Annotated in this window: 17 protein-coding genes; 2 read left to right on the plus strand and 15 right to left on the minus strand. The window is 53.0% G+C overall.

All coding sequences use genetic code 11. The features are described from left to right. Positions 1-10: 10 nt before the first annotated feature. From gatB to HEQ50_RS03385, 9 genes are all read right to left on the minus strand, one after another. Entirely contained in the window at positions 11-1,432 is a 1,422-nt protein-coding gene (gene gatB, locus HEQ50_RS03345) for an Asp-tRNA(Asn)/Glu-tRNA(Gln) amidotransferase subunit GatB (RefSeq protein WP_168899117.1), read from the minus strand. Then, entirely contained in the window at positions 1,432-2,901 is a 1,470-nt protein-coding gene (gene gatA, locus HEQ50_RS03350) for an Asp-tRNA(Asn)/Glu-tRNA(Gln) amidotransferase subunit GatA (RefSeq protein WP_168899118.1), read from the minus strand. Before gatA ends, gatB begins: the two co-directional genes overlap by 1 nt. Before the next feature lie 3 nt (positions 2,902-2,904). Further along, positions 2,905-3,213: an Asp-tRNA(Asn)/Glu-tRNA(Gln) amidotransferase subunit GatC gene (gene gatC, locus HEQ50_RS03355; RefSeq protein WP_168899119.1), complete on the minus strand. Its 309-nt coding sequence runs from the start codon at positions 3,211-3,213 to the stop codon at positions 2,905-2,907. A 690-nt stretch (positions 3,214-3,903) separates the two neighbouring features. After that, entirely contained in the window at positions 3,904-5,073 is a 1,170-nt protein-coding gene (locus tag HEQ50_RS03360) for a CamS family sex pheromone protein (protein ID WP_168899120.1), read from the minus strand. After that, entirely contained in the window at positions 5,073-7,106 is a 2,034-nt protein-coding gene (gene ligA / locus HEQ50_RS03365; RefSeq protein ID WP_168899121.1) for an NAD-dependent DNA ligase LigA, read from the minus strand. The genes HEQ50_RS03360 and ligA overlap by 1 nt, the downstream gene beginning before the upstream one ends. A 23-nt stretch (positions 7,107-7,129) precedes the next feature. Further along, the gene (gene pcrA / locus HEQ50_RS03370; protein WP_168899122.1) at positions 7,130-9,382 is read right to left on the minus strand and encodes a DNA helicase PcrA; all 2,253 of its coding nucleotides are present in this window, start codon (positions 9,380-9,382) and stop codon (positions 7,130-7,132) included. A gap of 390 nt (positions 9,383-9,772) precedes the next feature. After that, on the minus strand, positions 9,773-10,945 hold the full coding sequence (locus HEQ50_RS03375; protein WP_168899123.1) for an ATP-grasp domain-containing protein: 1,173 nt from the start codon (positions 10,943-10,945) through the stop codon (positions 9,773-9,775). A 106-nt stretch (positions 10,946-11,051) separates the two neighbouring features. Then, on the minus strand, positions 11,052-11,627 hold the full coding sequence (locus tag HEQ50_RS03380) for a xanthine phosphoribosyltransferase (RefSeq protein WP_168899124.1): 576 nt from the start codon (positions 11,625-11,627) through the stop codon (positions 11,052-11,054). A 131-nt stretch (positions 11,628-11,758) separates the two neighbouring features. Then, positions 11,759-12,667 (minus strand): 1,4-dihydroxy-2-naphthoate polyprenyltransferase, encoded by a 909-nt coding sequence (locus HEQ50_RS03385; RefSeq protein ID WP_168899125.1) that lies wholly within the window; start codon positions 12,665-12,667, stop codon positions 11,759-11,761. Positions 12,668-12,772: 105 nt separating this feature from the next. Between HEQ50_RS03385 and HEQ50_RS03390 the strand changes: the two genes are divergently transcribed. Next, entirely contained in the window at positions 12,773-13,750 is a 978-nt protein-coding gene (locus tag HEQ50_RS03390; RefSeq protein WP_168899126.1) for a polyprenyl synthetase family protein, read from the plus strand. Positions 13,751-14,415: 665 nt separating this feature from the next. On the opposite strand, the gene HEQ50_RS03395 is transcribed toward HEQ50_RS03390, so the two are convergent. The 6 genes from HEQ50_RS03395 to HEQ50_RS03420 all read right to left on the minus strand — a co-directional run bounded on the left by HEQ50_RS03395 (position 14,416) and on the right by HEQ50_RS03420 (position 21,204). Beyond that, a complete protein-coding gene (locus HEQ50_RS03395) occupies positions 14,416-14,685 on the minus strand; it encodes a Txe/YoeB family addiction module toxin (RefSeq protein ID WP_168899127.1) in 270 nt (89 codons plus the stop codon). After that, complete coding sequence (locus HEQ50_RS03400) at positions 14,675-14,956, minus strand: type II toxin-antitoxin system Phd/YefM family antitoxin (protein WP_168899128.1); 282 nt, start codon at positions 14,954-14,956, stop codon at positions 14,675-14,677. Before HEQ50_RS03400 ends, HEQ50_RS03395 begins: the two co-directional genes overlap by 11 nt. 131 nt (positions 14,957-15,087) lie before the next feature. Continuing rightward, complete coding sequence (gene cydC / locus HEQ50_RS03405) at positions 15,088-16,824, minus strand: thiol reductant ABC exporter subunit CydC (protein WP_168899129.1); 1,737 nt, start codon at positions 16,822-16,824, stop codon at positions 15,088-15,090. Then, a complete protein-coding gene (gene cydD, locus HEQ50_RS03410) occupies positions 16,821-18,557 on the minus strand; it encodes a thiol reductant ABC exporter subunit CydD (RefSeq protein ID WP_168899130.1) in 1,737 nt (578 codons plus the stop codon). Before cydD ends, cydC begins: the two co-directional genes overlap by 4 nt. Positions 18,558-18,746: 189 nt before the next feature. Continuing rightward, positions 18,747-19,757 carry a cytochrome d ubiquinol oxidase subunit II gene (cydB, locus tag HEQ50_RS03415; protein WP_168899131.1) on the minus strand — a complete coding sequence of 337 codons (1,011 nt, stop codon included), beginning with the start codon at positions 19,755-19,757 and terminating at the stop codon, positions 18,747-18,749. Beyond that, the gene (locus HEQ50_RS03420; protein ID WP_168899132.1) at positions 19,750-21,204 is read right to left on the minus strand and encodes a cytochrome ubiquinol oxidase subunit I; all 1,455 of its coding nucleotides are present in this window, start codon (positions 21,202-21,204) and stop codon (positions 19,750-19,752) included. Before HEQ50_RS03420 ends, cydB begins: the two co-directional genes overlap by 8 nt. Positions 21,205-21,488: 284 nt before the next feature. On the opposite strand from HEQ50_RS03420, the gene HEQ50_RS03425 reads away from it, so the two are divergent. Continuing rightward, positions 21,489-22,436: an NAD(P)-dependent oxidoreductase gene (locus tag HEQ50_RS03425; protein ID WP_168899133.1), complete on the plus strand. Its 948-nt coding sequence runs from the start codon at positions 21,489-21,491 to the stop codon at positions 22,434-22,436. Positions 22,437-22,451: the final 15 nt, after the last annotated feature.

Raw genomic sequence — 22,451 nt, forward strand, 5'->3', positions numbered from 1 at the left:
CTCCATTGCTCTATTTCTGTAATGCCGTCATTAACAATTTGTTAACGACTTGCGGGTTTGCTTGCCCGTGCGTTTGCTTCATAATCTGACCAACCAGGAACCCAACGGCCCGTTTCTTCCCGTTGTTAAAGTCCTCGATAGATTGCGGGTTCGCCTGCAACACGTCATCGATAATTGGTTGTAACTTGGCGGGATCGGACAGTTGAACCAAGCCGTGCTTCTCGACAAAGGCCTTAGGTTCTTCGCCATTGGTGATCGCCTTAAAGACCTTCTTGGCCATCTTGCTGGAGATCGTGCCATCGGAAATCAGGTTGATCATCCCGGCCAGGTTTTCTGGCGTCAACTTCGTGGCCTGTAAGTCCACGTGGTTGTCGTTCAAGTAGGCGTTCACGTCCCCTTGCAGGTAGTTGGCCGCCATCTTCGGATCGGCCTTCAAGGCCACCGTAGCGTCAAAGAAGTCCGACATTTCCTTGGTCTGGGTGATGACCATGGCGTCATAGTCCGTCAAACCAAGGTCGTTGACGTACCGTTCCCGCCGCTTGGTTGGCATTTCTGGCATGGCATCGCCCAATTCCTTGATCCAGTCGTCGCTGATGTTTAAGGCTGGCAGGTCGGGTTCTGGGAAGTACCGGTAGTCATCGGCACCGGCCTTGACCCGCATAAGGATCGTTTCGCCGGTCTTTTCGTCGAAGCGCCGCGTTTCCTGTTGGACGGAACCGCCGGACATCAAGACCTGTTGTTGCCGCTTTTCTTCGTACTCCAACCCGCGTTGCACGTAGTTAAAGGAGTTCAAGTTCTTCAGCTCGGTCTTGGTCCCAAACTTTTCTTGGCCCACGGGACGCACGGAAATGTTGACGTCGACCCGCATGGACCCTTCTTCCATCTTCACATCGGAAATCCCGGTAAATTGAATCCGTTGCCGTAGGGCTTCCAGGTAAGCGTAGGCTTCGGCTGGTGAAGCGATGTCGGGCTTGGACACAATTTCAATCAGTGGGGTCCCCTGCCGGTTCAAATCGACGTAGGAGTAGTCGCGTTCGTGGGTGTTCTTCCCGGCATCTTCTTCGATATGCATCTCGGAGATCCCGATCTTCTTCTTCACGCCATCGACGTCGACTTCCACCCAGCCGTCATGACCGATGGGCTTGTCGGATTGGGTAATCTGGTAAGCCTTCGGGTTATCCGGGTAGAAGTAGTTCTTCCGGTCGAAATGCGTGTGTTGTTCGACCGTGGCGTGTAAAGCCAGGGCCGCAATGATGCCGTCCGCCACAACACCCTTGTTGGTCGTGGGCAATACCCCAGGGTATCCCCAGTCGATCACGTTGGTGTTGGCGTTAGGATCGGCCCCGTAAGCCACGGGGGATGGGCTAAAGATCTTTGAATTGGTCTTTAACTCGATGTGGACTTCTAGTCCAATGGTCGTTTCAAAGTTCATTAGTTTTGACCTCCTAACGTTGGGACTTGTAAATGAAAGTCAGTGTTTTGTTCAAAGACGTAGCCCGCCTTGTACAGCGTGCTTTCGTCAAATGGCCGGCCAATCAGTTGCATACCGACGGGTAAGTTGTTGCTGAAACCGGCTGGTAGTGACAGGCCAGGGAGCCCCGCCAAGTTCACGGGAATCGTGAGGATATCGTTCATGTACATGGTGATTGGGTCCTTAATTTCAGCCCCTAAATCAAAGGCTGGCGTTGGCGCAACCGGCCCCATGATGAAGTCGTGGTCCTTCAAGACGGCCTTAAAGTCGTTGATGATGACCGTCCGTACCTTGGCGGCCTTTAAGAAGTAGGCGTCGTAGAACCCGGCTGACAGGGAGAAGGTCCCCAGCATGATCCGGCGCTTGACTTCGTCACCAAAACCTTCAGAACGGGACTTCACGTAGACGTCTTCCAGGTTCTGAACATCCTTGGCCCGGTAGCCGTACCGAATCCCATCGAACCGTTGTAAGTTGGATGAGGCTTCGGAAGAGGCGATGATGTAGTAAGCGGCGATCCCATACTTGTTGTGTGGAAGGGAAACTTCATCCACCGTGGCCCCCAGCTTGCGGTAAGTGTCCGCAGCGGCCAGGATAGCCGCCTTGACGTCCTCGTTGACCCCTTCGCCCAAGAATTCTTTGGGCAAGCCAATCCGCAGGCCCTTGACGCTGGTAGCATCGTTCAGGTCACCGGCAAAGTCCGGCACGGCCTGCGTTGAGCTGGTTAAGTCGTGATCATCATGCCCGGCAATGGCACTCAAAATGGTGGCGTTATCCTTAACGCCCCGGGTCAGTGGCCCGATTTGGTCCAGACTAGACCCAAAGGCAATCAGGCCCCACCGAGAAACCCGACCATAAGTCGGCTTCATCCCAACGACCCCGTTAAAGGACGCTGGTTGACGAATGGAGCCCCCGGTATCGGTCCCTAATGCGGCAACGACTTGACCAGAGGCCACAGCCGCCGCGGAACCACCCGAAGAGCCACCGGGAACCTTGGTTTGGTCCCAAGCGTTCTTGGTTTGCTTGAAGGCCGACGTTTCGGTCGAGCCCCCCATGGCGAATTCATCCAAGTTGGTCTTCCCAACCGTCACCATCTGGGCGTCGGCGAGCTTCGTGGTCACCGTCGCATCGTAGACGGGCTTGAAGTTTTCAAGAATCTTCGATGCCGCCGTCGTGGTCAGGCCCTTGGTCACAATGTTGTCCTTGATCGCCACGGGAATCCCGGCCAAGGGCTGGTCGGCGTTAATCCCGGCGGCGTCAATCTTGGCCGCTTGGTCTAAGGCGGCGTCTTCATTTAAGGCTAGAAAGGCGTCAATCTTAGGATCAGTCGCTTTGATGTTGTCGAAGGTCGCTTGGGTCAGCTCCTTAGAACTGATCTTCTTGGCCACCAAATCGGCGTGGAGACTGGCGAGATCTTGTTTGAAATAATTCATCTGTTAGTTATCCTCGCTTTCATCAATGATGGCTGGTACCTTCACGAAGCCGCGAGCGGCATCCGGTGCGTTCTTAAGCAGCGCTTGACTCTGTCCCCAATTTTCGGCGACATCTTCACGCATCACGTTTAATTGATCAGAAACACTACTGGTTGCTTCAACGCCGTCAGTATCAACGTCGCTAAGCGTTTCAAAAAGGCCGATGATGTCATCCAATTGGGGCGTAAAAGCATCCAACTGGGCATCCGTAAATTCAAGCTTTGCTAAACTCGCAACGTGTTGAACTTGGTCTCGATTAATTCGATTAGCCATCAATATCCCTCTTTCTAAGTTATCCGCATTCACCGTTTATCCCCCACATGCCGGAAGATAAACACACAATAACATTCTACCATATATCCGCGTGCCACCAAAGATTCTGACGGGAAAATGCCGCCTTTTTTCTGGGACGGTCGTATTCACGCGGCAACTGACCATGAAACCAAGGCGCCACTACCATGAACGCGAGGTGGTTGCTGGCCGCCTTACCGTTCGCCAAATTTGGTCTGGAACGCGGTGGGCAGGACCGGGAAAAGCCATAGCCCGGTCTTTTCCCTCGCTTTGAGCCGTCAGCCCGCGTCTCAAAGACGCCATTTTCCAAGCAAAACACTTGGAAAATCCCACGGCTGAGACCAAATTTGACTCACTCACGGCTACGTAAGCTATAAACCAACCTTTACGGGTGAACATTGTCATTCCAGCGATGTCATCGTGCATTTAGTGACCGTCAGCCACTCTCTGCTTATCAGGCTGCAGGTGATCACCAGTACTCCGGCACGAGAAGGTAGTCGTTGCTGAATTCTAACCCTCATCGACTAGCATCGCGACACCGTTCCCTTTCGTACGGAACCGAAAGCCCATCATACCAGTTCCAGCACGGCCTGACAACTCATTTCATTGAGAGAAAAAGGTTGTGGGTCCTTGCATCCTCAACGACACAAACACCCACAACCTCATTAATTTTTAGTAACTATTAAAGACGTGACTGGTAAATTTCTTCGAGCCCGTCGAACGGGAGAGGAAGCTTTGCACCCCGTCTGTCGAGGACACCGTAATGTCAATCGGCACACCGGACGGCAAGTACTTCTGGGCCGCCGTTTGGAGATACTGCGTAAAGCTGATAATTTCCGTTTGGCTGTAGAACTGAATCGTAATGTTCACGTGCATCCCTTGCAGGTTCTTACCGTTGTAGCGAGCCTGTGCGGTCACCCCACTCAGGTTCGGGAAGAAGTTCTCAACCTGAGTCTTGAAGTTCGTGAAGGAACTCTCGTCGTTACTGTTCGGGCTGCTGGACCCACTTTCGATTGGGAAGACGTAATTCTTGTCTCCCAGCGGCGTCCACGTCTTAATACTCGTGGCCCCCGCCTTATTGTTGGAATAGGCCAGGAACGTTCCGCCGACCAGACTGTCGTTAGAGGCCTGCCGGTAAACGGCAATCACGATGGGCACATTCTTCAGCGCGGACTTCTTACGTAAGCGTTGTAAGACCGTATCGGCCGCCTTCTTCGCGTAGGCTTCACCGGCCGCCTTGTCAATCTTCGTTTCGTAAGTGGCCCCGTACTGGGTCTTCTTGTAGTAATCCACCGAGTTCACGGCAATCCCAATTGTGACCCCACCCAACGACAACTTATTGTCTTTTTGGGTCATGTAGTCCTGTTCTTCCAGGGCTTGGATGTAAACTGGGTTCCGTTTCGTTGGCGACGTTGAGCCGTTGCTAGCTGGGTTCAGCCCATCCGGATTGGACTTGGACTTACGATCCAGCCAGTTCTGAACGGTCGAAGAATCGAGGTATTGGCCTTCCTGGAAAACATACTTCTTGGTGGAAAAGACCTTCTTAGAAACGCTCAACATCCCGTTCTCAAAGCTCTTCAGATTGTAAGTATTGCCGGAGTCTTGACTGTTCGTGACCCCCCGCGACTTACTGGTCTGATAGTGGCCACTCTTAATGACCCCTTCGTAGTCCCCATCCGAAGATTGTCCCGTCAACTGGGTCCCACCAGTTTTGTTACTTCCGGAACCAGAAGACATGCTGGAACTACTTAAATTACCACACGCAGCCAAAAATAAGGGTACCGCGGCCAACGCGATAAAAGTTCGTAACCGTTTCACGACTTGTTTCCTCCTAAAGGTCATCATTTGTTCTCATTCATTGCCGCCGCCAACTGGGCTTCGTTCCACACGGGAACATTTAAGCTCTGCGCTTTGGTGAGCTTGCTACCGGCCGCTTTTCCGGCAATCAGCAGGTCAGTTTTCTTGGAGACTGATCCGGTGACCGTGGCGCCGTGTTGTTCCAACCAAGCCGTGGCCTCGGGGCGCGTGAGCTCCTGAAGCTTTCCGGTCAACACGACCCGTTGGCCCGCAAATTGACCCTCGGAATCAACAGGCGTGGCTGGGCCACTAGTATAGGTCAGATTGACGCCCAGGTCGGCGAGCTCGCGGACCAAGTCTTTAACCTGATCACTGCTAAAGTAAGTGACCACGCTGTCGGCAATGATGCCGCCGATGGTGTCAATGGCCGCGATAGTCTCGCTGTCCGCAGCCATCAAGCTGTCAAGATCGCCGAATTCCGCGGCAATTGAGCGGGCCGCCTTGGCCCCCACGTGCCGGATGCCTAAGCCAAATAGCAAACGTTCTAATGAATTATTACGACTATTATCGATTGCTGTCAAGAGGTTTTGGGCCGACTTCTCCCCAAATTTATCTAAAGTTAATAATTGATCGGCAGTTAGACGGTACAAACTGGCCACGTTGGTCACCAATTGCCGGTCAAATAACTGGGCCACAATCTGCGGACCCAAGCCCGCAATGTTCATCGCATTCCGGGAGGCAAAGTGATTCATCCCCTCGGCCAACTGTGCGGGACAGTTAGGGTTGATGCACCGTAGCGCCACTTCCTCGTCCAAATGAACCAGCTCGGCGCCACAGGACGGGCATCTTGTGGGAATCGGATACGGTTGCGCATCGGCCGGGCGTTTGGCGGCAACGTACTGCGAAATTTCTGGAATGATGTCGCCCGCCTTGTGGAGTAGCACCGTATCCCCGATCCGAATGTCCTTGGCTTCCAAATAATCCGGATTGTGCAGGGATGCCCGGGCCACCGTGCTTCCGGCCAGAGCCACGGGTTCCATCACAGCCGTGGGCGTGACAATGCCGGTTCGCCCGACCGTCCATTCGATATCGAGAATCTTGGTTTGAACCTCTTCGGGTGGGAACTTGTAGGCAATCGCCCAGCGCGGCACCTTGACCGTGGCACCCAACGCCCGTTGCAACGGTAATGGGTTGGCTTTAATGACAATCCCATCAATCCCATAGGGCAAATCGGACCGTTTGGCCTGGTACTGATCGATGTAGTCGCCCACCTCGGTCATGTTGTGCGCCACTTGATAGGTGGGATTGGTCGTAAAGCCTAATGACGCCAATTCATCGAGCAACCCGCTCTGGGTCCGCGTGTTCAACGGCTCGTAGTCGGCGATGTTATACATGAAGGTCGCCAACTGCCGATCAGCCGTCACCTGGACGTCCAACTGCCGTAGCGACCCCGCCGCGGCGTTGCGTGGATTGGCAAACGGCGCCTTCCCGGCGGCTTCTCGGCGTTCGTTTAACGCCAAGAAAGCGGCCTTAGGCATGTAACACTCGCCCCGAACATCAATCGTCAACGGTCGACTCAGGGTCTGTGGAATCGACTTAATGGTCTTGAGATTGGCCGTGATATCCTCGCCAATCTGTCCGTTGCCCCGCGTCGACCCCTGAACAAACTCCCCGTTCTCGTAACGGAGTGAAATGGCCAAGCCATCGATCTTCAATTCACAGTTATAGTCAAAGTCCTCGTCAACGTTGGACCGCAGCCGCTCGTCAAATTCACCGAGTTCCTCGAGTGAAAAGACGTCACCGAGTGACAACATGGGAATCTCGTGGGTCACCTTGGGCAGGTCGCCTCGAGTGGTTCCGCCGACCCGTTGCGTGGGGGAATCCGCCGTCACGATGTCGGGAAAGGCCGTTTCTAAGGCGACCAACCGAGCATACACGCGATCGTACACATCGTCTTCAACGGCCGGTGCGTCAGCATCGTAGTACTGCTGGCCCCACTTGATCAATTGCGGTCGTAAGTCGGCCGCTTCATCGGCAGCCTGTTTCTTCGTTAAAGTATTAATGGGCTTGTCCGTCATAATATCCTCCCACGTTAACTTGATTATTCAACTCGTTTGATCGGCGCAAAGGCGGCCAATAACCGCTTAACACCCTGTTCCGGAAAGGCAATATCCAGTTCCGCGTCCTCGCCAGTGCCACTGACCTTGACCACGGTCCCAACGCCCCACTTCTTGTGACTGGCTTTGTCGCCAATGCTCCAGGCCACCTTGCCAGCACCAGTGCCAGTGGGTTCGGTGATCCGGCCGGTCTTGCCATGGTACGGCTGTGCCACGGCACTCGCCGTCCGCCGCGCAAAGGGTACGTCACGCCGACTCGGTGTCAGGCCAGCCTTGCTTTCGCTGTAATCCAAATGCAGAAGTTCCGGTGCAATCTCGGTAATGAAGCGCGATTCCGGATTGTTCTGGCGCCGACCGTACAACATCCGTGAGTAGGCGTTGGTCAGGTACAACTTTTGCTGGGCCCGCGTGATACCCACGTAGGCCAACCGCCGTTCTTCTTCCAATTGGTCGTCTTCGAGCAGCGCACGGGACAGCGGGAAGATTCCCTCTTCCAGGCCCATCAAGAAGATGACCGGAAATTCCAGTCCCTTGGCGGCGTGCAACGTCATCAAGGTCACTTCGGCCGGTTCCTCGTCCACGTCGTCTTGTGCCGAGACCAGCGCTAAATCAGCCAAGAATTCAACCAGCCGATCGTCGTTTTCATCGTGATCTTCATTATCCCAGCCATCATCGAACTTTTGCGTGACGGACAGGAATTCTTCGATGTTTTCAATCCGCGTCTCGGCTTCCAACGACTTAGACGCCTTTAACGCGGCCATGTAGCCGGTCTGATCCAGCAACTGGCTGGTAATATCCGAGACGCTGGCCGTTGCGGCCATGTCCTGAACCGCCTTGATGGTCAGGCCAAACTTCTCCATAGCGTTGCGGATGCGGGCGCCCAAATTCGTGGCGAGACTGATATTTTGGGTGGCTTCCAACTCAGTCCAATCGTTGAAGTCGGCAAAGTCGCGGAGCTTGGTTAAACTCGTCGCACCGATCCCACGCTTAGGTTCATTGATAATCCGTTCCAGACTCATGGAGTCAGCCGGATTGGCGATCAACGTTAGGTAGGCCAAGACATCGCGAATTTCCTTACGGTCGTAGAACTTGTGGCCCCCAACCATGGTATATGGAATGTTGGCCTTGACCAACGTTTCTTCGATCACCCGTGACTGAGCGTTGGTTCGGTACAGGATGGCAAAGTCGCCGTAATCGTGGTGGTTCTGTTCCCGCTCTTCTTGAATCTTGGCGACCACGTAATGGGCCTCATCATTTTCATTTTGCCCGCGATAATACGAAATCGGGTCGCCCTCAGGATTCTCCGTCCAGAGGTCCTTTTTCTTCCGGTTGACGTTGCGTTGAATCACGTCATTGGCCGCCTTCAAAATGGTCTTGGTCGACCGATAGTTCTGTTCCAGCAACGTCACGTGGGCATCGGGGTAGTCATGCTCAAAGTTCAGGATGTTTTCCATGTTGGCTCCCCGCCAGCCGTAGATACTCTGGTCACCATCCCCAACCACACACAGGTTATGGTATTTCTTCGCCAGCATGTTAACCAGCATATACTGCGCATCGTTGGTATCCTGGTATTCGTCGACGTGAATGTATTGGAACTTGTCCTGATAGTGGGCCAAGACGTCCTGGTTGTCCTTAAACAGCTTGATCGTCAACATGATCAGGTCGTCGAAATCCATGGCTTGATTGGCCTGTAACTGACGTTGGTAGCTTTCATAGACATCGGCGACCGTCGTCTCAAAGGGATTCCCCGCCGCCTCACGCATCATGGCCGGCGTCTGTAGGGCGTTCTTCGCATTGGAAATAGCGCCCAACACCGAACGGGGCTCGAACTTCTTTACGTCGAGGTTCTGGTCCTGCAAGACCCGCTTAATGAGCGTCCGTTGTTCCCCGGTATCCGCAATCGTAAACGCCCGGTTGTACCCTAATTTATCGGCATCGCGCCGCAGAATGCGGACACACAACGCATGGAACGTGGAGACCCACACGTCGTTGCCATCGGGTCCCAATAACTTGGCGACCCGTTCGCGCATTTCCTTAGCGGCCTTGTTGGTAAAGGTAATCGCCAGAATCCGCCACGGCATCACGTTATTGTGCTCAATCAGGTAGGCGACCCGGTGGGTTAACACCCGGGTCTTCCCACTACCGGCACCCGCCAATACCAGGAGGGGCCCCTCCGTTTGAAGGACCGCCTCCGTTTGTTTATCATTCATGCCAGTTAACAATTCTTCTCCTGCCACCGTGAACACAATCCTCTCTGTAGTTAGTCCTGATTATTATAGCAAAATTCTACGGGTAACGACACCGCTAGACCCCAAATGACCCGGGATTTAACCATCCCTTAAGCCGCGTTTGCGCGTCACCCTTACTGATTTTTAAGTATTCGACAAGCCCATCCCCAGCGTTGCCAATTACGCACACATGTTCCCCTTTTCTAATCCTTCCCCATTTTACCAAACCTTATCCGGAACGCCCACCCCTTTGCCCGATTTTTCCAAAACGCTTATGATTTTGCTAATCATTCGGCCGGCCAGCGCTGATTTAGCTGGACTGCGTGCGATCCACGAACAAAACTGCACTGCCCCGGAACACCTTCTCCCGGAACAATGCAGTCATTATGGTTTATTCACTTATTGATCGGACGTGGGCCGATTCTGATCATCCGGCGTACTTACCGCGTCGGACCAGATGTTTGTGTCGTCTAATTGATCGAGGATGGGTTTAATGCTGTCGCCTTGAACCGCAATATGGCCCATAATGTCATCGTCTTGTTGTTTCTTCAGGTGGTAGAACGTAAAGTGCCAGTTTGCTTTCAACTGCCACTGCGTCCGCATGGCCGGCAACTGCGCCTTGGTGAAGGCCGCGGTGACCGCCGGCGTTAAAATGTGGGCCGAGGCCAACGGTAAGCCGGCAATGGCCCGCAAATGTTGATCGAACTCCGTCACGTTGGCTGCGGCTTCAAAGACGTATCCCGTCTCACTCGGTGCCGGCACAATCTTCTTAACGTAGATGGCTCCGCTACTGGTAAGGTAGAAGGAGACTTCAAAGACCCCCACGTAACTGACATGTTTGGTGACTTCGGTGGCGATGCGTTGAATTTCGCCGGCCACCGCATCGTCAACTTGTGCGGGGACCCAGGTCCGGACCGGCCGATCATCGACCGACTGAACCTCGGTGATGGGAAAGGCCTGACCGTTGCCGTCCTGATCACGCGCCACGATGATCGAATACTCCCGGTCATAGGCAATCTGGGACTCCAGAATATAGGTGCCCCAGTCCAAGAGTCCCGCGGCCTTGGCAATGTCCGTTTGCGTCTTGATTACCAGTTCCCTGCCCCGCGACCATTCCTTTTGAATCGGCTTCAACACGCAGGGATAACCGATGGCGTTGATGGATTGGTACACGTCATCGAGGTTAATGATCGTCGCGTACGGCGCGATGTTGACGTTTAATTGTTCAAAGAATGCCCGTTCCAACAGCCGATCCTGCATCATTTCGAGCATATCTGAACCCTGAGGAACCCGCGTGTACTGGGCTAAGAATTTCACAACGCTGGTGCTGACCTGATCGGAATCGTATACGATGGCCGCACAGCTCTCTGCAAAATGCTGCAGTTTATCGCTATCCTTATTACTGCCGACCGCTTTAAAGTCCGCTAACTGTAATGCCTCGCTGGTTTCATCGGCACCGTATGCCCCGACACGTAAGCCCATCTTCCGGGCGGTCGTGACCAGCATCGCTGCGTTGGCACTGCTCCCGATCACCCCAATGGTATCTCCAGGATATAAGACTGTGTTCGCCAATTTGCTCCCTACTTTCTCACTCAGATTTTAATGACACGACGCTTAGCCGTCACCTTCATGCACTATTTTAAAGTTTGCGTGGTGAATAAACAAGCAACGTGTTTAGTTAATCGTTTGCAAAGATAACCGTGTTATCCTCAAAGGCGGCGATGCTGGCCAAGGCTTCCAGTTGAATGCCGGCATCTTCCACCATCTTGTGGCCCTTCTGGAACCGTTTCTCAATCACGACACCGACGCCGGCCACCTCAATCTGAGCGGTCTTGGCAATGTCCAGTAGACCCTGAACCGCCTGTCCGTTGGCCAAAAAGTCGTCGATGATGAGTACCCGATCGTCGGGACTTAAGAAGCGTCGGTCGATCGAAATATCGTTGTTGACCTGCTTGGTATACGAGAAGACCTTCGCCGTGTACAGGTGATCCGTCAGCGTCAGGCTCTTGTGCTTCCGCGCAAATATCACCGGAACATTGAGGTGTAACCCGGTCAAGACCGCCGGGGCAATCCCCGAAGACTCCACCGTCAAAATCTTGGTAATCCCTGCATCGGCAAAACGCCGCGCAAATTCGGCGCCCAGTTGGTCCATCAGTTGGGGATCAACTTGGTGATTCAAAAAGTTATCGACCTTCAAGACGTTTCCCGGTAACACCGTTCCGTCTTGACGAATGCGATCCTCTAAAAGTTTCATGACAACGCGGCCTCCATTTATTGATTGTGCGTCGCGGCTGGGTGGGCTTCACCCCCGTGACGACTCGTTATTCTTATTCTACCTGATTGAACCTTAAAAACACAACGCCCGGCGGCGACATTTACCAAGGCTTAACCAATCCACAATCCCAACAATTCCGCCAGTACCGTGGTCAGTGCTAAGATGGCCAGGTTTCTCACGGCTAAAATAAAAGTCTGTTTTTTTACCTGAATCCGGAAAAAAGCGACCACATTTCGGTAGATTAGTGGGATACTGATGAGGGACAATAACGACCAACTGGGCAAATCACCCAGCAGGACGCTGGCAATCAAGGACAGATACCCGACAATATAAAATCCCGCAAATAACCACAGCGCACGTGATTTGCCCAAATAATAGACAATCGTCTTGCGGTTTAAGTCCAGGTCCTCCTGCGCATCACAGATGTTATTGGCCAGCAACAGGGCCGCAATCGCCGTGACGGCAATCCCCGAGGCCAACAACACACGCAACATCACCATTCCCGTGAACTGCCCCGTCTGATAGAGGTTGAGGTACACGGTAATCAGCATGATGAGGTAGCCCATCGTAAAGCCGGCGAAGAACTCCCCAGTCGGTGTGCCCGATAACGGTCGGGGTCCCCCGGCGTAGAGGTACCCGACTAGAAAACACAGCACGCCCATCACCAACAACGGCCAACCGGTGACCCAGACCAAATACAGGCCAATGATCCCGGCGACCACGGCGAAGCTCGCCATTAACGCAAAGATTCGGTGAACTTTCAGGTGCTGCACACCAATGATATTGGTTTTCTTTTTCCACTCTGCCGCTTGATTGCCGGCCTTGGTGTAGTCCTGGTAGTTATCGTTGATGTCAACGGCCATGTTGAAGAGTAGCATGGCCACGAAGAACCACGCCGTGACCGCCCAGTTCAGCTGATGAAAGTTCGCTTGAACAAAGATCAGCCCTAATAAAAACGGCCACACCGACGCGATTTTCGCCTTAATTTCCACCAATTCCAAAAAGATATTCAGTGTCACGTTAATCCCCCCGAAAATGAATTCTAAATAGATGATAACCTTTATTTGACAACGTTTCCACATGTCGGTAAGATAAATTTTAACGTATACATAGTGAGGTGCAGTATGGATCGACAACTTTGGCGGCAATTTCCCCAGGTGGAACCGCAACTCGTCGCGCTACAAGACTACTTGTTAGCCGCGGTCCAGTTAGATAACCAACCCATCCACAGTAAAATATTAGCGCTCTTAAACGCCGGCGGTAAGCTTCTGCGCCCCGGTTACTTTTATTTATTCGCCGCATTTGGCGATCAGGCAACGCCGGAACAACTGCGCGCAGGCGCGGCCGCGTTGGAGATTCTCCACGTCGGCACGTTGATTCACGACGACGTGATCGATGAATCGCCCACGCGGCGCGGCGTCCGGACGATTCAGATGAAATACGGCCAGCGTAACGCGATTTACGCCGGCGACTTTATGTTCACCGCGTACTTTAACCAAGTGCTCAAATCCACAACGGAACGTGACTTGATTCAAAGTCACATTGACGCCATGCATCGCATCTTACAAGGCGAGCTGAGTCAAATGGCCTTAAATTACCAGGAGAACATCAGCATTGACGCCTACCTCAGAGAAATTGCGGGTAAGACGGCGGAACTCTTTGCGCTGAGCTGTTATCAGGGTGCACGCTTAGCTGCCGCCCCGGCCGAAGTGATCACGAAGGCCCGAGAGATTGGTCTCGCCATTGGGAGTGCCTACCAGATCCTGGACGACATTCTCGACTACGCCGGCGATCCCAGGAAGACCCGCAAGCCGGTTCTCGAAGACCTGCGCTCCGGTGTCTACTCTTTGCCCCTGATTCTTGCGATTCCGCAGGCGCCACGTGATTTTCACCGTCTCCTGAAGAAGAAACAGGCGATGACCACGGCTGACATTGCGGCGGTCCAGGCCCTCGTCGACCAGCATGCCGGCGTGGCCAAGGCCCGCGAACTGGCCACCCGGCTCACGGATCAGGCGCTCGCCGCCATCGCACAGCTCCCCGCGGGTCAGAACCAGACCGACCTGACGACGCTGACGAAACTGTTGCTTCGCCGCGATCACTAGCTGGTACTCCCCACTATACAGGACGGCTTTTCAGAAGTCGCGTGCGACCTTCGCCAATCGTCTTTAGCCACCAAATGACCAAGCGATTAGACGATGGTGGGGCACAACTGATGCCCTTTGGCTCATTTGAACAGTCACCTTTAGCCATCAACTTCGCGGTTGATGGCTTTTTACGGTCGTCCGTTAAACACTCGAACGACCCGTTGCGCACTATCCCGACCAGCCATTAATCATTCGGACAATTAATCGATTCAACGTCTTAAGGGCTAGATACGATTGCGATCCCCTTCGCTTGTCATTTAAGGGGCCGTTACGTATCATGACAGTTGAGCCCAGCACTTAATCAAATAGAATCACTTCAACCATTCGATGAAAGCGTACCATTACCCAATCTACAAGCGTGACACCCAACCATCCGATACCAGTATCAAGCAATCTACCAACATAAACACACATCCTGCACCACCAGATACCGGCACACACAACACCTGCCCCGAGAGTACCCGTCTCGGGGCCAAACGCTGGACTCGATCCACGTTTTACGGCAACAGAAAAACCTCTGATCAACCCAATCAGAGGTTTTTTTAACCGGTTAAAGCGAACGTATATTCGTCTACTTGTGGAATTAACGTCAAACTTACGAAAACTGAAATGACACCTCAACGTCATTTTGCATAATGATAACGACATTGCACGACAATAATCGAATCGCTGGTCACGTAATATACTAGACGATTTACCTTATCAATGCGCCTTGACCAGCCATGATCGCCTCGATACTTTAACGGTTCCGGTTTACCAATACCTTCGAAGGGATGTCGTTGAATATCATCAATTAATTTGTTGATAACCCTTAACGTTTTACGATCCTGTACTTGCCAATAACAATACTCATCCCAACCCTGATCGGTAAATGCTATCTTATCAATTTTCATCTACAGCGTGCCGCCAATCCTCAACTGATAGAGTCTTAAGATGTCCACTGTTCATTTGGTCAATCGACTTATCCAGCGCCTTACGATTTTCATTAGAGCCTAAAATATAGAGGGTCTCTTGCCAAGATCGAAACTCCGATTCTGACATTAAGACAACATTTCTATTTTTAGGCTTGGTAATAATCACGTGTTCATTATAATCAACGACATCATCGGTTAAACTTTTAAGGTTTTTCCGAGCGTCTGTAATGTTGGTCGCCGTAGTTGCCATGGATACATGCCACCTTTCTTTGTACAAGTTTATTATATCATAAAATGTACATAAAATCGTACGCTTTATAGAAAAACGTACAAATATAATAACGAGCTCGTTCTTACCTCAAAATAGGAAAGCCTAACCCCCTACCGGCCCCGATCCAAGTTGTAAAGCGACTGAAACCGCGGATTATCCCGGTACAGCTCGGTCGGTGTTCCCTGCATATCGAAGTGGCCGTCCTCAATGAACCGCACCTGATCAACGTGCTTAATCCCGGCCAAATGATGTGTGACCCAGATGATGGTCTTGTCGTGTAAAACGTCAAAGACCGTATCTAACAGATGCTGCTCGGTGATGGGGTCTAGACTGACCGTGGGCTCATCTAAAATGATAATGGGCGCGTCCTGCAGAAGAATCCGGGCCAACGACAACCGTTGGCGTTCGCCGCCGGAGAAGCGGCTTCCCGCCTCTTGAACCTGCGTTTGGTAACCGGCCGGAAGTCGGGTAATCAGGTCGTCCAGCTCGACGGCCTTCACCGCCGCCATGACGGCTTCGTCCGTGGCGTTGAGGTTCCCGAGGCGGACGTTGTTCATGACGGTCGTGTTGAAGAGATACGGCTGTTGATCCAGCACGCCAAAGAGGCTGGCCCGCTGATCCTGTAACCGCGCGATGGGTTCGCCGTTTAGCGTGACCTGACCGCTAGTTGGCGTCTCATCGCCAAGAATCAGTTTCAATAGCGTACTCTTCCCGGTACCACTGGGCCCCAGTAAAGCCAACTTTTCACCTGGGTGTAGCGTCAGGGACAGGTCATCGATCACCTCACGCTGGGCCCCCGGATAGGTGAACTTGACGTGGTCCAATTTCAATTCGTCCAACGCCCCGATGGTGGTTTGGGCGACCTGTTTCGGTTCGTTTTCATCTAGCGCGTTCACCCGCTGAATCGAGTTCTGGTAGACCGGCCACTCGCTGACCCCCTGGCTCATATCGGCGAAGGGCTCGACGGTCGGAAAGAGCGCCAGTCCAAACGCGGCGACCCAGTTGGCCTCGGCCTGGTTGTGGGTGAACATGACGCCCGCCCACCAGACCAGCAGGATAACGGCGGCACCGAAGATAAACTGAATGGCAAAGTTCCGCCACCATTGAAAATGATGGTCCGACCGACGTAACGCGGCAATCTGGTCGATTGGGGCGTCCTGTTGGGCCAAGAAGTCCTGTCGGCGACCGGAGATTAACCAATCCCCCAAGCCTAGCACAGCATCGGTCAGCTGCGTGTAAAAGGTCCGCTGAACCTGCCGCGCTTGGAACTCCCGGCGACCATTGACCGTCACCGACAATAATGGCATCAGAATCACAATAACGCCCAGTAAAATCAGCATTAACAGCCCGAAGGCCCAGTTGAAGTAGCCAATCCCGATGACCACGAACAGGTAAAGCAACCAGCCAATGACCAGCGGAAAGACCGTCCGCAGATACAGGTTTTCAATGTGATCGATGTCTTCGGCCAGGATGCTCAGCACATCTCCCGTCTGGTGCGTCTGGCGAATCGCCACCGCCTGTTTCTCCACGGCCTCGTACAGCCGCTTCCGAAAGTCGGAGACAATCCGTAAGACCCAGTTGTGGCTGGTCAGACGTTCCGCATAGCGAAAGGCCGGCCGCCCAATCCCGAAGGCCCGGGCTAACACAATCGGTACATAAATCATCAGAATATTGTAGGGGTGCGTGGCCGCCCGACTAATCAGGTAGCCCGAGTTGAACATCAGCGCCCCGCCACAGAAGAAGGTCATGAAGCCCAGGAATAATACCAGCGCCAGCAATTTCTTGTAGCGACGCAGGTAGGGCATGACCCAGTGATCATGTTTAAATGTCGCAAAAAATCCCTTCATTTGACCGTCGCCCCTTCCATCTCAGACCGTAACCGTACGTAGGCGCCACCCTGTTGCTGGAGCTCGGCGGGCGTCCCCTGTTGGACAATCTCGCCGTGATCCATCACCAGAATATAGTCCATTTCATTCATCCAATGCAGCCGGTGAGTCGCAAAGAAGACCAGATGGTGGTCAAAGACCGGCAACATCGTCTGCTTCAATTCCACTTCGGTCTCAATGTCCAAATGCGCCGTGGGTTCATCGAACAGGAGAATCCGTCGCGAATCGTCCAGAAAGGCGCGGGCCAACGCAATCCGTTGGGCCTGACCCCCACTGACACCCCGGGCGCCCTCACCGATCGGCGTCTGTAAGCCGTCCGGTAGCGTGGCGATCCAGTCGGTCAACCCGGCCTTGGCCGCGGCGGCCGCAACCGCCGCATCGCTGGCCGTGGGTGAATAAAAGGCCAGGTTATCCCGCAACGTCGCGTGGAATAGGTACGGTGCCTGCGGGATGTAGACGAAGCTGCGTTGCCAGGCCCGTTGATCCAGATGGGGCACGGCGGTCCCACGAACGTTAATTTGACCGGCATCCGGGCTCAAAAAGCCGCCTAGGGTGTTGATGAGCGTGGATTTGCCGGAACCGGAAGCCCCGATAATCCCCACCTTCTGGAAGCCCCGGACCGAAAAGTTAAGGTCCTTGAGCGTCGGCTTCTTAGCGTCGCCGTAGCTGACGTTAACGTGGTTCAGCCGAATCTCGTCATCGTCGCGCCAGACCGGGTCCCGCGTTTCGAGCAGATCCCGATCGGTTGGCGTCTGCCGCTGTAAGATGTCGAGCACCGCCGTCAAGGCATTCTTGCCGTTTAACGTCGCATGATAGTCGTTGGCAAAGTTCCGAATCGGTGCGAAATAATCTGGTGCCAGCGTCAAGATAATCAGCGCGGGCAACAGCTGAATCGTATTGTTCATCAGACCAAAACCCAAGAAGACGGCGATAATGGCGATCGACAAGGTGGTGAAGAAATCCAACGCGAAGGTCGAGGTCATCGCAATTGTCAGCGTCGACATGGTCTTCTTGCGGTAATCCTCACTCACCTGGTAAACGTTGTTGGCATACGTCTTGTTTAACCCCAGCTGCTTCAGCGTGGGCAGGCCCCGCAAGGTATCCACAAAGTGATTGGACAGCCGCTGGTAGCCGGCATATTGCCGGTCGGCCTTGGCTTGGGCGGCCAGACCCAGAATAATCATAAAGAAGATAATTAAGGGATAGATCGCCAGGAGAAACAGCGCTTCTTTCCACTGAATCAAGGCTATGTAAATCAACACGATCCACGGCGTCAACGACAGGTCCAACACCTTCCCGATAATCAACATCAGGTAGGTCTGAATCTTGTCGATCCCCTCCAGTCCCATGGTGACCACGTTCCCGGTCCCCTTCTGTGCCACGACACTGGGACCGAGGTCAAAGAGTTTGGCCATGAACTGTTTGCGCAGCGTCTTCGTAGTGGTCTCCACGAATGGATACAGCAGCCAGTTCTTCGATAGCGTCAAGAGATGGCGCGCCAGGAAGGCCACCGCAAATAAGGCCAAGGGCACCACAATCGTCCGCACCGACTTTAGTTGCCACAGGTTCACGATGGCCACCGAGAGATACTTCGCTTGAAAAATAATCATAAATGCTTGAATAAACGTCAAGACCGCCATAATGGCCGCGGCGGGCTTCACACCCGGAAACTTAAACACCCGTTTATCAATCACAATAACGCCCCCTCTAACAAGTAAGTCTTACTGATATGATACAGCTTTCACCGCCAATTTTCGAGCGCTTACATCCCTAAGATTGCGGGAACTCTCGTGCTCGCAGCCGTGGCTAATCGCCCCCATTTGGCCAATGAAAAAGGACGCCGCCCGCAGACGACATCCCCGATGATAAATTCTTTCAGTCAATTACGCGCTTTGCTTTGGTGACGCCAAGCGCTTGTAGAAGACCCAGTAACTCCAGATGAAGTAGATCAACACGATCGGTAGAATCGTAAACGTGAGGATCGTCATCAGATGGAGCGTGTATGGCGAGTTCGATGAATTCTTAATCAACAGCGAGTTGGCCGGGTTGTTGGCAATCATGACCCGCGGGAATAACCCGTTGAAGATCAGCACGACCACGCTGATGAGCGACAGCCCACTGCCGATAAAGGAGAGCCACTCGTGGTTCCCCAATACACCCCAGTAGGCCAGCACCGTGAAGATGACCAGTGCGACGACAATGGCCGTGGTGGTCATCGGCTTCTTGTCGAAGAAATCGGTGGAGAAGAACAGCAGGATGGCAAAGACCACTTCACCGGCAAATAGTACCGGATAGAGAATCTTGTTCCAGGCCAAGGCCCGTTCCCGCAGGCTCCCGGTGGTCTTCAACCGCATGAAGTTCAACCCGTGAACCAGGCAGAGTACCGTGACGGCGACCCCACCGACCACGGAGAAGAGATTGACGTAATCACCGAAGTGCGCCGTCATATCGCCGTTCTTGTCGATTGGCATCCCGGCAATCATGGCCGTGAAGAGCATCCCGAAGAGAAAGGCCGCACAGAAACTCCCAATGGTTGACGCCCATTCCCAGAAGTTCCGCCAGGTATCCGTCTTCATATTTGCCCGGAATTCGAAGGATACTCCCCGGAAAATCAGGGCGGCTAAGATCAGGAACAGTACCAGATAGAAGCCGGAGAACAGGGTCGCGTACCACATTGGGAAGGAGGCGAACATCGCCCCACCGGCCGTGATCAACCAGACTTCGTTGCCATCCCAGTGCGGGCCGATGGTCTTAATGACCACGTCACGTTCGTCGCTGGTCTTGGCGAAGCTCTTCACCAACATCCCAACACCGAAGTCAAACCCTTCTAGGAAGAAGAAGCCACTAAACAACACGCCAATCAGAATGAACCACAGGAATTGTAGGCTAGTCATGGTTAAACGCCCCCTTCGAGTAAGGATCTAACTCTTTCGTATCACCTGCTGCGTAGCCATCGGTGTTCTCGACATCTGGCCCCGCCTTCAGCGTTCTGTGGCAGAGGATAATCATGATCAGCCCCATGATGGCAAACATCGCGAAGTAGACGATGTTGGTCGTCAATAGCGAGGCCACGGAAACGTTTGGCGATACCGCATCGGCAATCGTCAACAGGCCGTAGACGATCCATGGATAGCGCCCGAATTCAGTGACGAACCAGCCAGCCGTGTTGACCACGAATGGTAACCACAGGCACAGACCCAAAATGTACAGGAACCAACGTTGCTTCATAATCAGTTGCGAGCGTTTCCGGTTAAAGATTAAGCCCACAATCGCGAGTAAGGCAAACAGGGCCCCAGCACCTGCCATGATCCGGAAGCTCCAGAACAACGTCTTGGTTGGGACGTAGTAGTTCATGTCGCTACCGAACTTCTTGTCATACTTTGCGTGCATGTCTTTGTTAACTTGATTCATGCCTTTGACCGTCCCAGTCGTCTTGTGATAACTCAATAAGTTCAAGACGTACGGTACGTCAACGGACCAGGTGGTCTTGTGCTGCTTGGTGTCAAAACCGGAAACAGCCGCCCATTCACCCTTGTTGGTCGAGTTCTTGTAGAGCCCTTCCATTGCGGCGAACTTCATGGGCTGGTTGTTAATTAAGTACCGGGTCTGCAGGTCCCCACTGGCAATAGAGCCCAGTGAGAAGATTAAACCGATAACCAACGCCACGTTCAAGGACTTGCGGTAGAAGCCCACGTGATCCTTCTTCAATAACCGCCAAGCCGAACAGCCGGCAATCACAAAGGCAGCGGTTACAAATGCCCCGAAAATAACGTGGGGGAATTCATTCCACAGCTGCGGGTTCCCAATCACCTTACCGAAACTGACCATTTGCACGTGACCGGTCTTTTGGTTGATGATGTACCCCAAAGGATTTTGCATGAAACTATTCGCTGCCAAGATCCACAGCGCGGATAGTGAAGACCCGAACATAACGAGCCAAATAAAGAGTGTGTGCACCCACTTGTTAAAACGATCCCAAGTGAACATCCACATGCCAATGAACGTCGATTCCAAGAAGAATGCGGCCAAGGCTTCAATGGCCAGTGGTGCCCCGAAGATATCGCCCATGAAACGGGAATATTCGGACCAGTTCATTCCGAATTGGAACTCTTGAATAATACCGGTAACCACACCGACGGCGAAGCTGTACAGGAACATTTTGCCCCAGAACTGCGCCATCTTCTTATAATCCTCATCACCCTTGATGGCGTACATGGTTTCCATGACCGCCACCACAAAGGCTAACCCGATCGAAAATGGAACGAAGAAAAAGTGAAAGACAGTGGTCATTCCAAATTGAAACCGCGCTAGGCCCAGGATATCCAGACCAAGATTTAGCATTTTTCTAACCTCCCCAAACGTTATTAGTGTAAATAAATAATTGCTGTCTTGTGTTCATTATATCTAGTGATAAGTGAATTTTCAATGCCTGGGCCTCAATATCCCAAAGATGATGGCTATTATTCGAAATTTATGTGAAAATTGTTCGTTGACTTTCGTAACACATTCAAAAGAGTGTGCTATGTTGGCGAAAATTAATGCATGCGCTTTCAAATTTAACGGCTAAAATGCGTAAAGTCGTGATAAAATATAGTTAAGTAATTGGTATGAGGAGGTTTTTCATCATGACAGAACGCGTACTTGCTCTACAACCCTTAGCACCAGAACAACGGGCCCAACTGGAACAGACCGGCGTCGAGATTGTGGACGCGACGGACTGGGAAAACCAGGCACCGATCACCATCATCTTTGGGTGGGATCGCGAGGTTGGTCCGGCAGCCCTGATGGCACCCAATAATCAGGTGAAATGGATTCAAACCGTCAGCGCCGGGATTGACTACCTGCCGCTGGACTGGATTAAGGCCCATGACGTTCAGGTGACCAACGCCAGTGGTGTCTACTCACCAGCGATTGCGGAATCCACGTTAGGTTACCTGCTGTACTTCGTGCGGGGCTTTAATGAAGCCGTGAAGAATCAGGCCGGGCATTTCTGGCAACAACCCGCCCGTGACGACCTGAATATGCTGGCCAACCAGCACGTGGTCATCTACGGGACCGGCAGTATCGGCCAGGCCATTGCGAAATTGCTGAATGGCTTCGGTAACCAGCCGGCCGGGGTCAACCGCTCGGGTCATCCAGTTGACGGCTTCGGCCAGACCGTGAGTCTCGACCACGACCAAGATCTCCTGAAGGACGCCGACATCGTTATCAATGCGATGCCCGCCACCAGTACGACGGTGCACTACTTCGATGAGGGCTTCTTCAAGCAATTAGATGGGTTGAACGTCTTCGTCAACGTCGGTCGCGGCAAGTCCGTTGACCAACAGGCCTTGATGAACGCCCTGCTCTACCAAAACGTGCTGCACGCCGCTTTGGATGTCTTTGAGACCGAACCGCTCCCCAAGGATTCGCGCCTGTGGGATTACCCAAACGTCTTGGTAACGCCCCATCAAACCGGATTTGCCAAGGAAAACACCGCGCCGATCCTGGATATCTTTGGGCAGAACCTGAAGAGCTGGCTCGCCGATGGCAGTTTGACCGTTAATTTGACGGATGTGGCGTTGGGGTACTAGCTAACTTGTGAACAA

The sequence above is a fragment of the Lactobacillus sp. HBUAS51381 genome, assembly GCF_012641095.1.
In the GTDB taxonomy this organism is placed as follows: Bacteria; Bacillota; Bacilli; order Lactobacillales; family Lactobacillaceae; genus Levilactobacillus.

Excerpts from the sequence above, each read along its gene's own strand:
- gatB (WP_168899117.1), bottom strand. The coding sequence starts at position 1,432 with ATGAACTTTGAAACGACCATTGGACTAGAAGTCCACATCGAGTTAAAG.
- gatA (WP_168899118.1), bottom strand. The coding sequence starts at position 2,901 with ATGAATTATTTCAAACAAGATCTCGCCAGTCTCCACGCCGATTTGGTG.
- gatC (WP_168899119.1), bottom strand. The coding sequence starts at position 3,213 with ATGGCTAATCGAATTAATCGAGACCAAGTTCAACACGTTGCGAGTTTA.
- HEQ50_RS03360 (WP_168899120.1), bottom strand. The coding sequence starts at position 5,073 with ATGACCTTTAGGAGGAAACAAGTCGTGAAACGGTTACGAACTTTTATC.
- ligA (WP_168899121.1), bottom strand. The coding sequence starts at position 7,106 with ATGACGGACAAGCCCATTAATACTTTAACGAAGAAACAGGCTGCCGAT.
- HEQ50_RS03380 (WP_168899124.1), bottom strand. The coding sequence starts at position 11,627 with ATGAAACTTTTAGAGGATCGCATTCGTCAAGACGGAACGGTGTTACCG.
- HEQ50_RS03390 (WP_168899126.1), top strand. The coding sequence starts at position 12,773 with ATGGATCGACAACTTTGGCGGCAATTTCCCCAGGTGGAACCGCAACTC.
- HEQ50_RS03395 (WP_168899127.1), bottom strand. The coding sequence starts at position 14,685 with ATGAAAATTGATAAGATAGCATTTACCGATCAGGGTTGGGATGAGTAT.
- HEQ50_RS03400 (WP_168899128.1), bottom strand. The coding sequence starts at position 14,956 with ATGGCAACTACGGCGACCAACATTACAGACGCTCGGAAAAACCTTAAA.
- cydC (WP_168899129.1), bottom strand. The coding sequence starts at position 16,824 with ATGAAGGGATTTTTTGCGACATTTAAACATGATCACTGGGTCATGCCC.
- cydB (WP_168899131.1), bottom strand. The coding sequence starts at position 19,757 with ATGACTAGCCTACAATTCCTGTGGTTCATTCTGATTGGCGTGTTGTTT.
- HEQ50_RS03420 (WP_168899132.1), bottom strand. The coding sequence starts at position 21,204 with ATGCTAAATCTTGGTCTGGATATCCTGGGCCTAGCGCGGTTTCAATTT.
- HEQ50_RS03425 (WP_168899133.1), top strand. The coding sequence starts at position 21,489 with ATGACAGAACGCGTACTTGCTCTACAACCCTTAGCACCAGAACAACGG.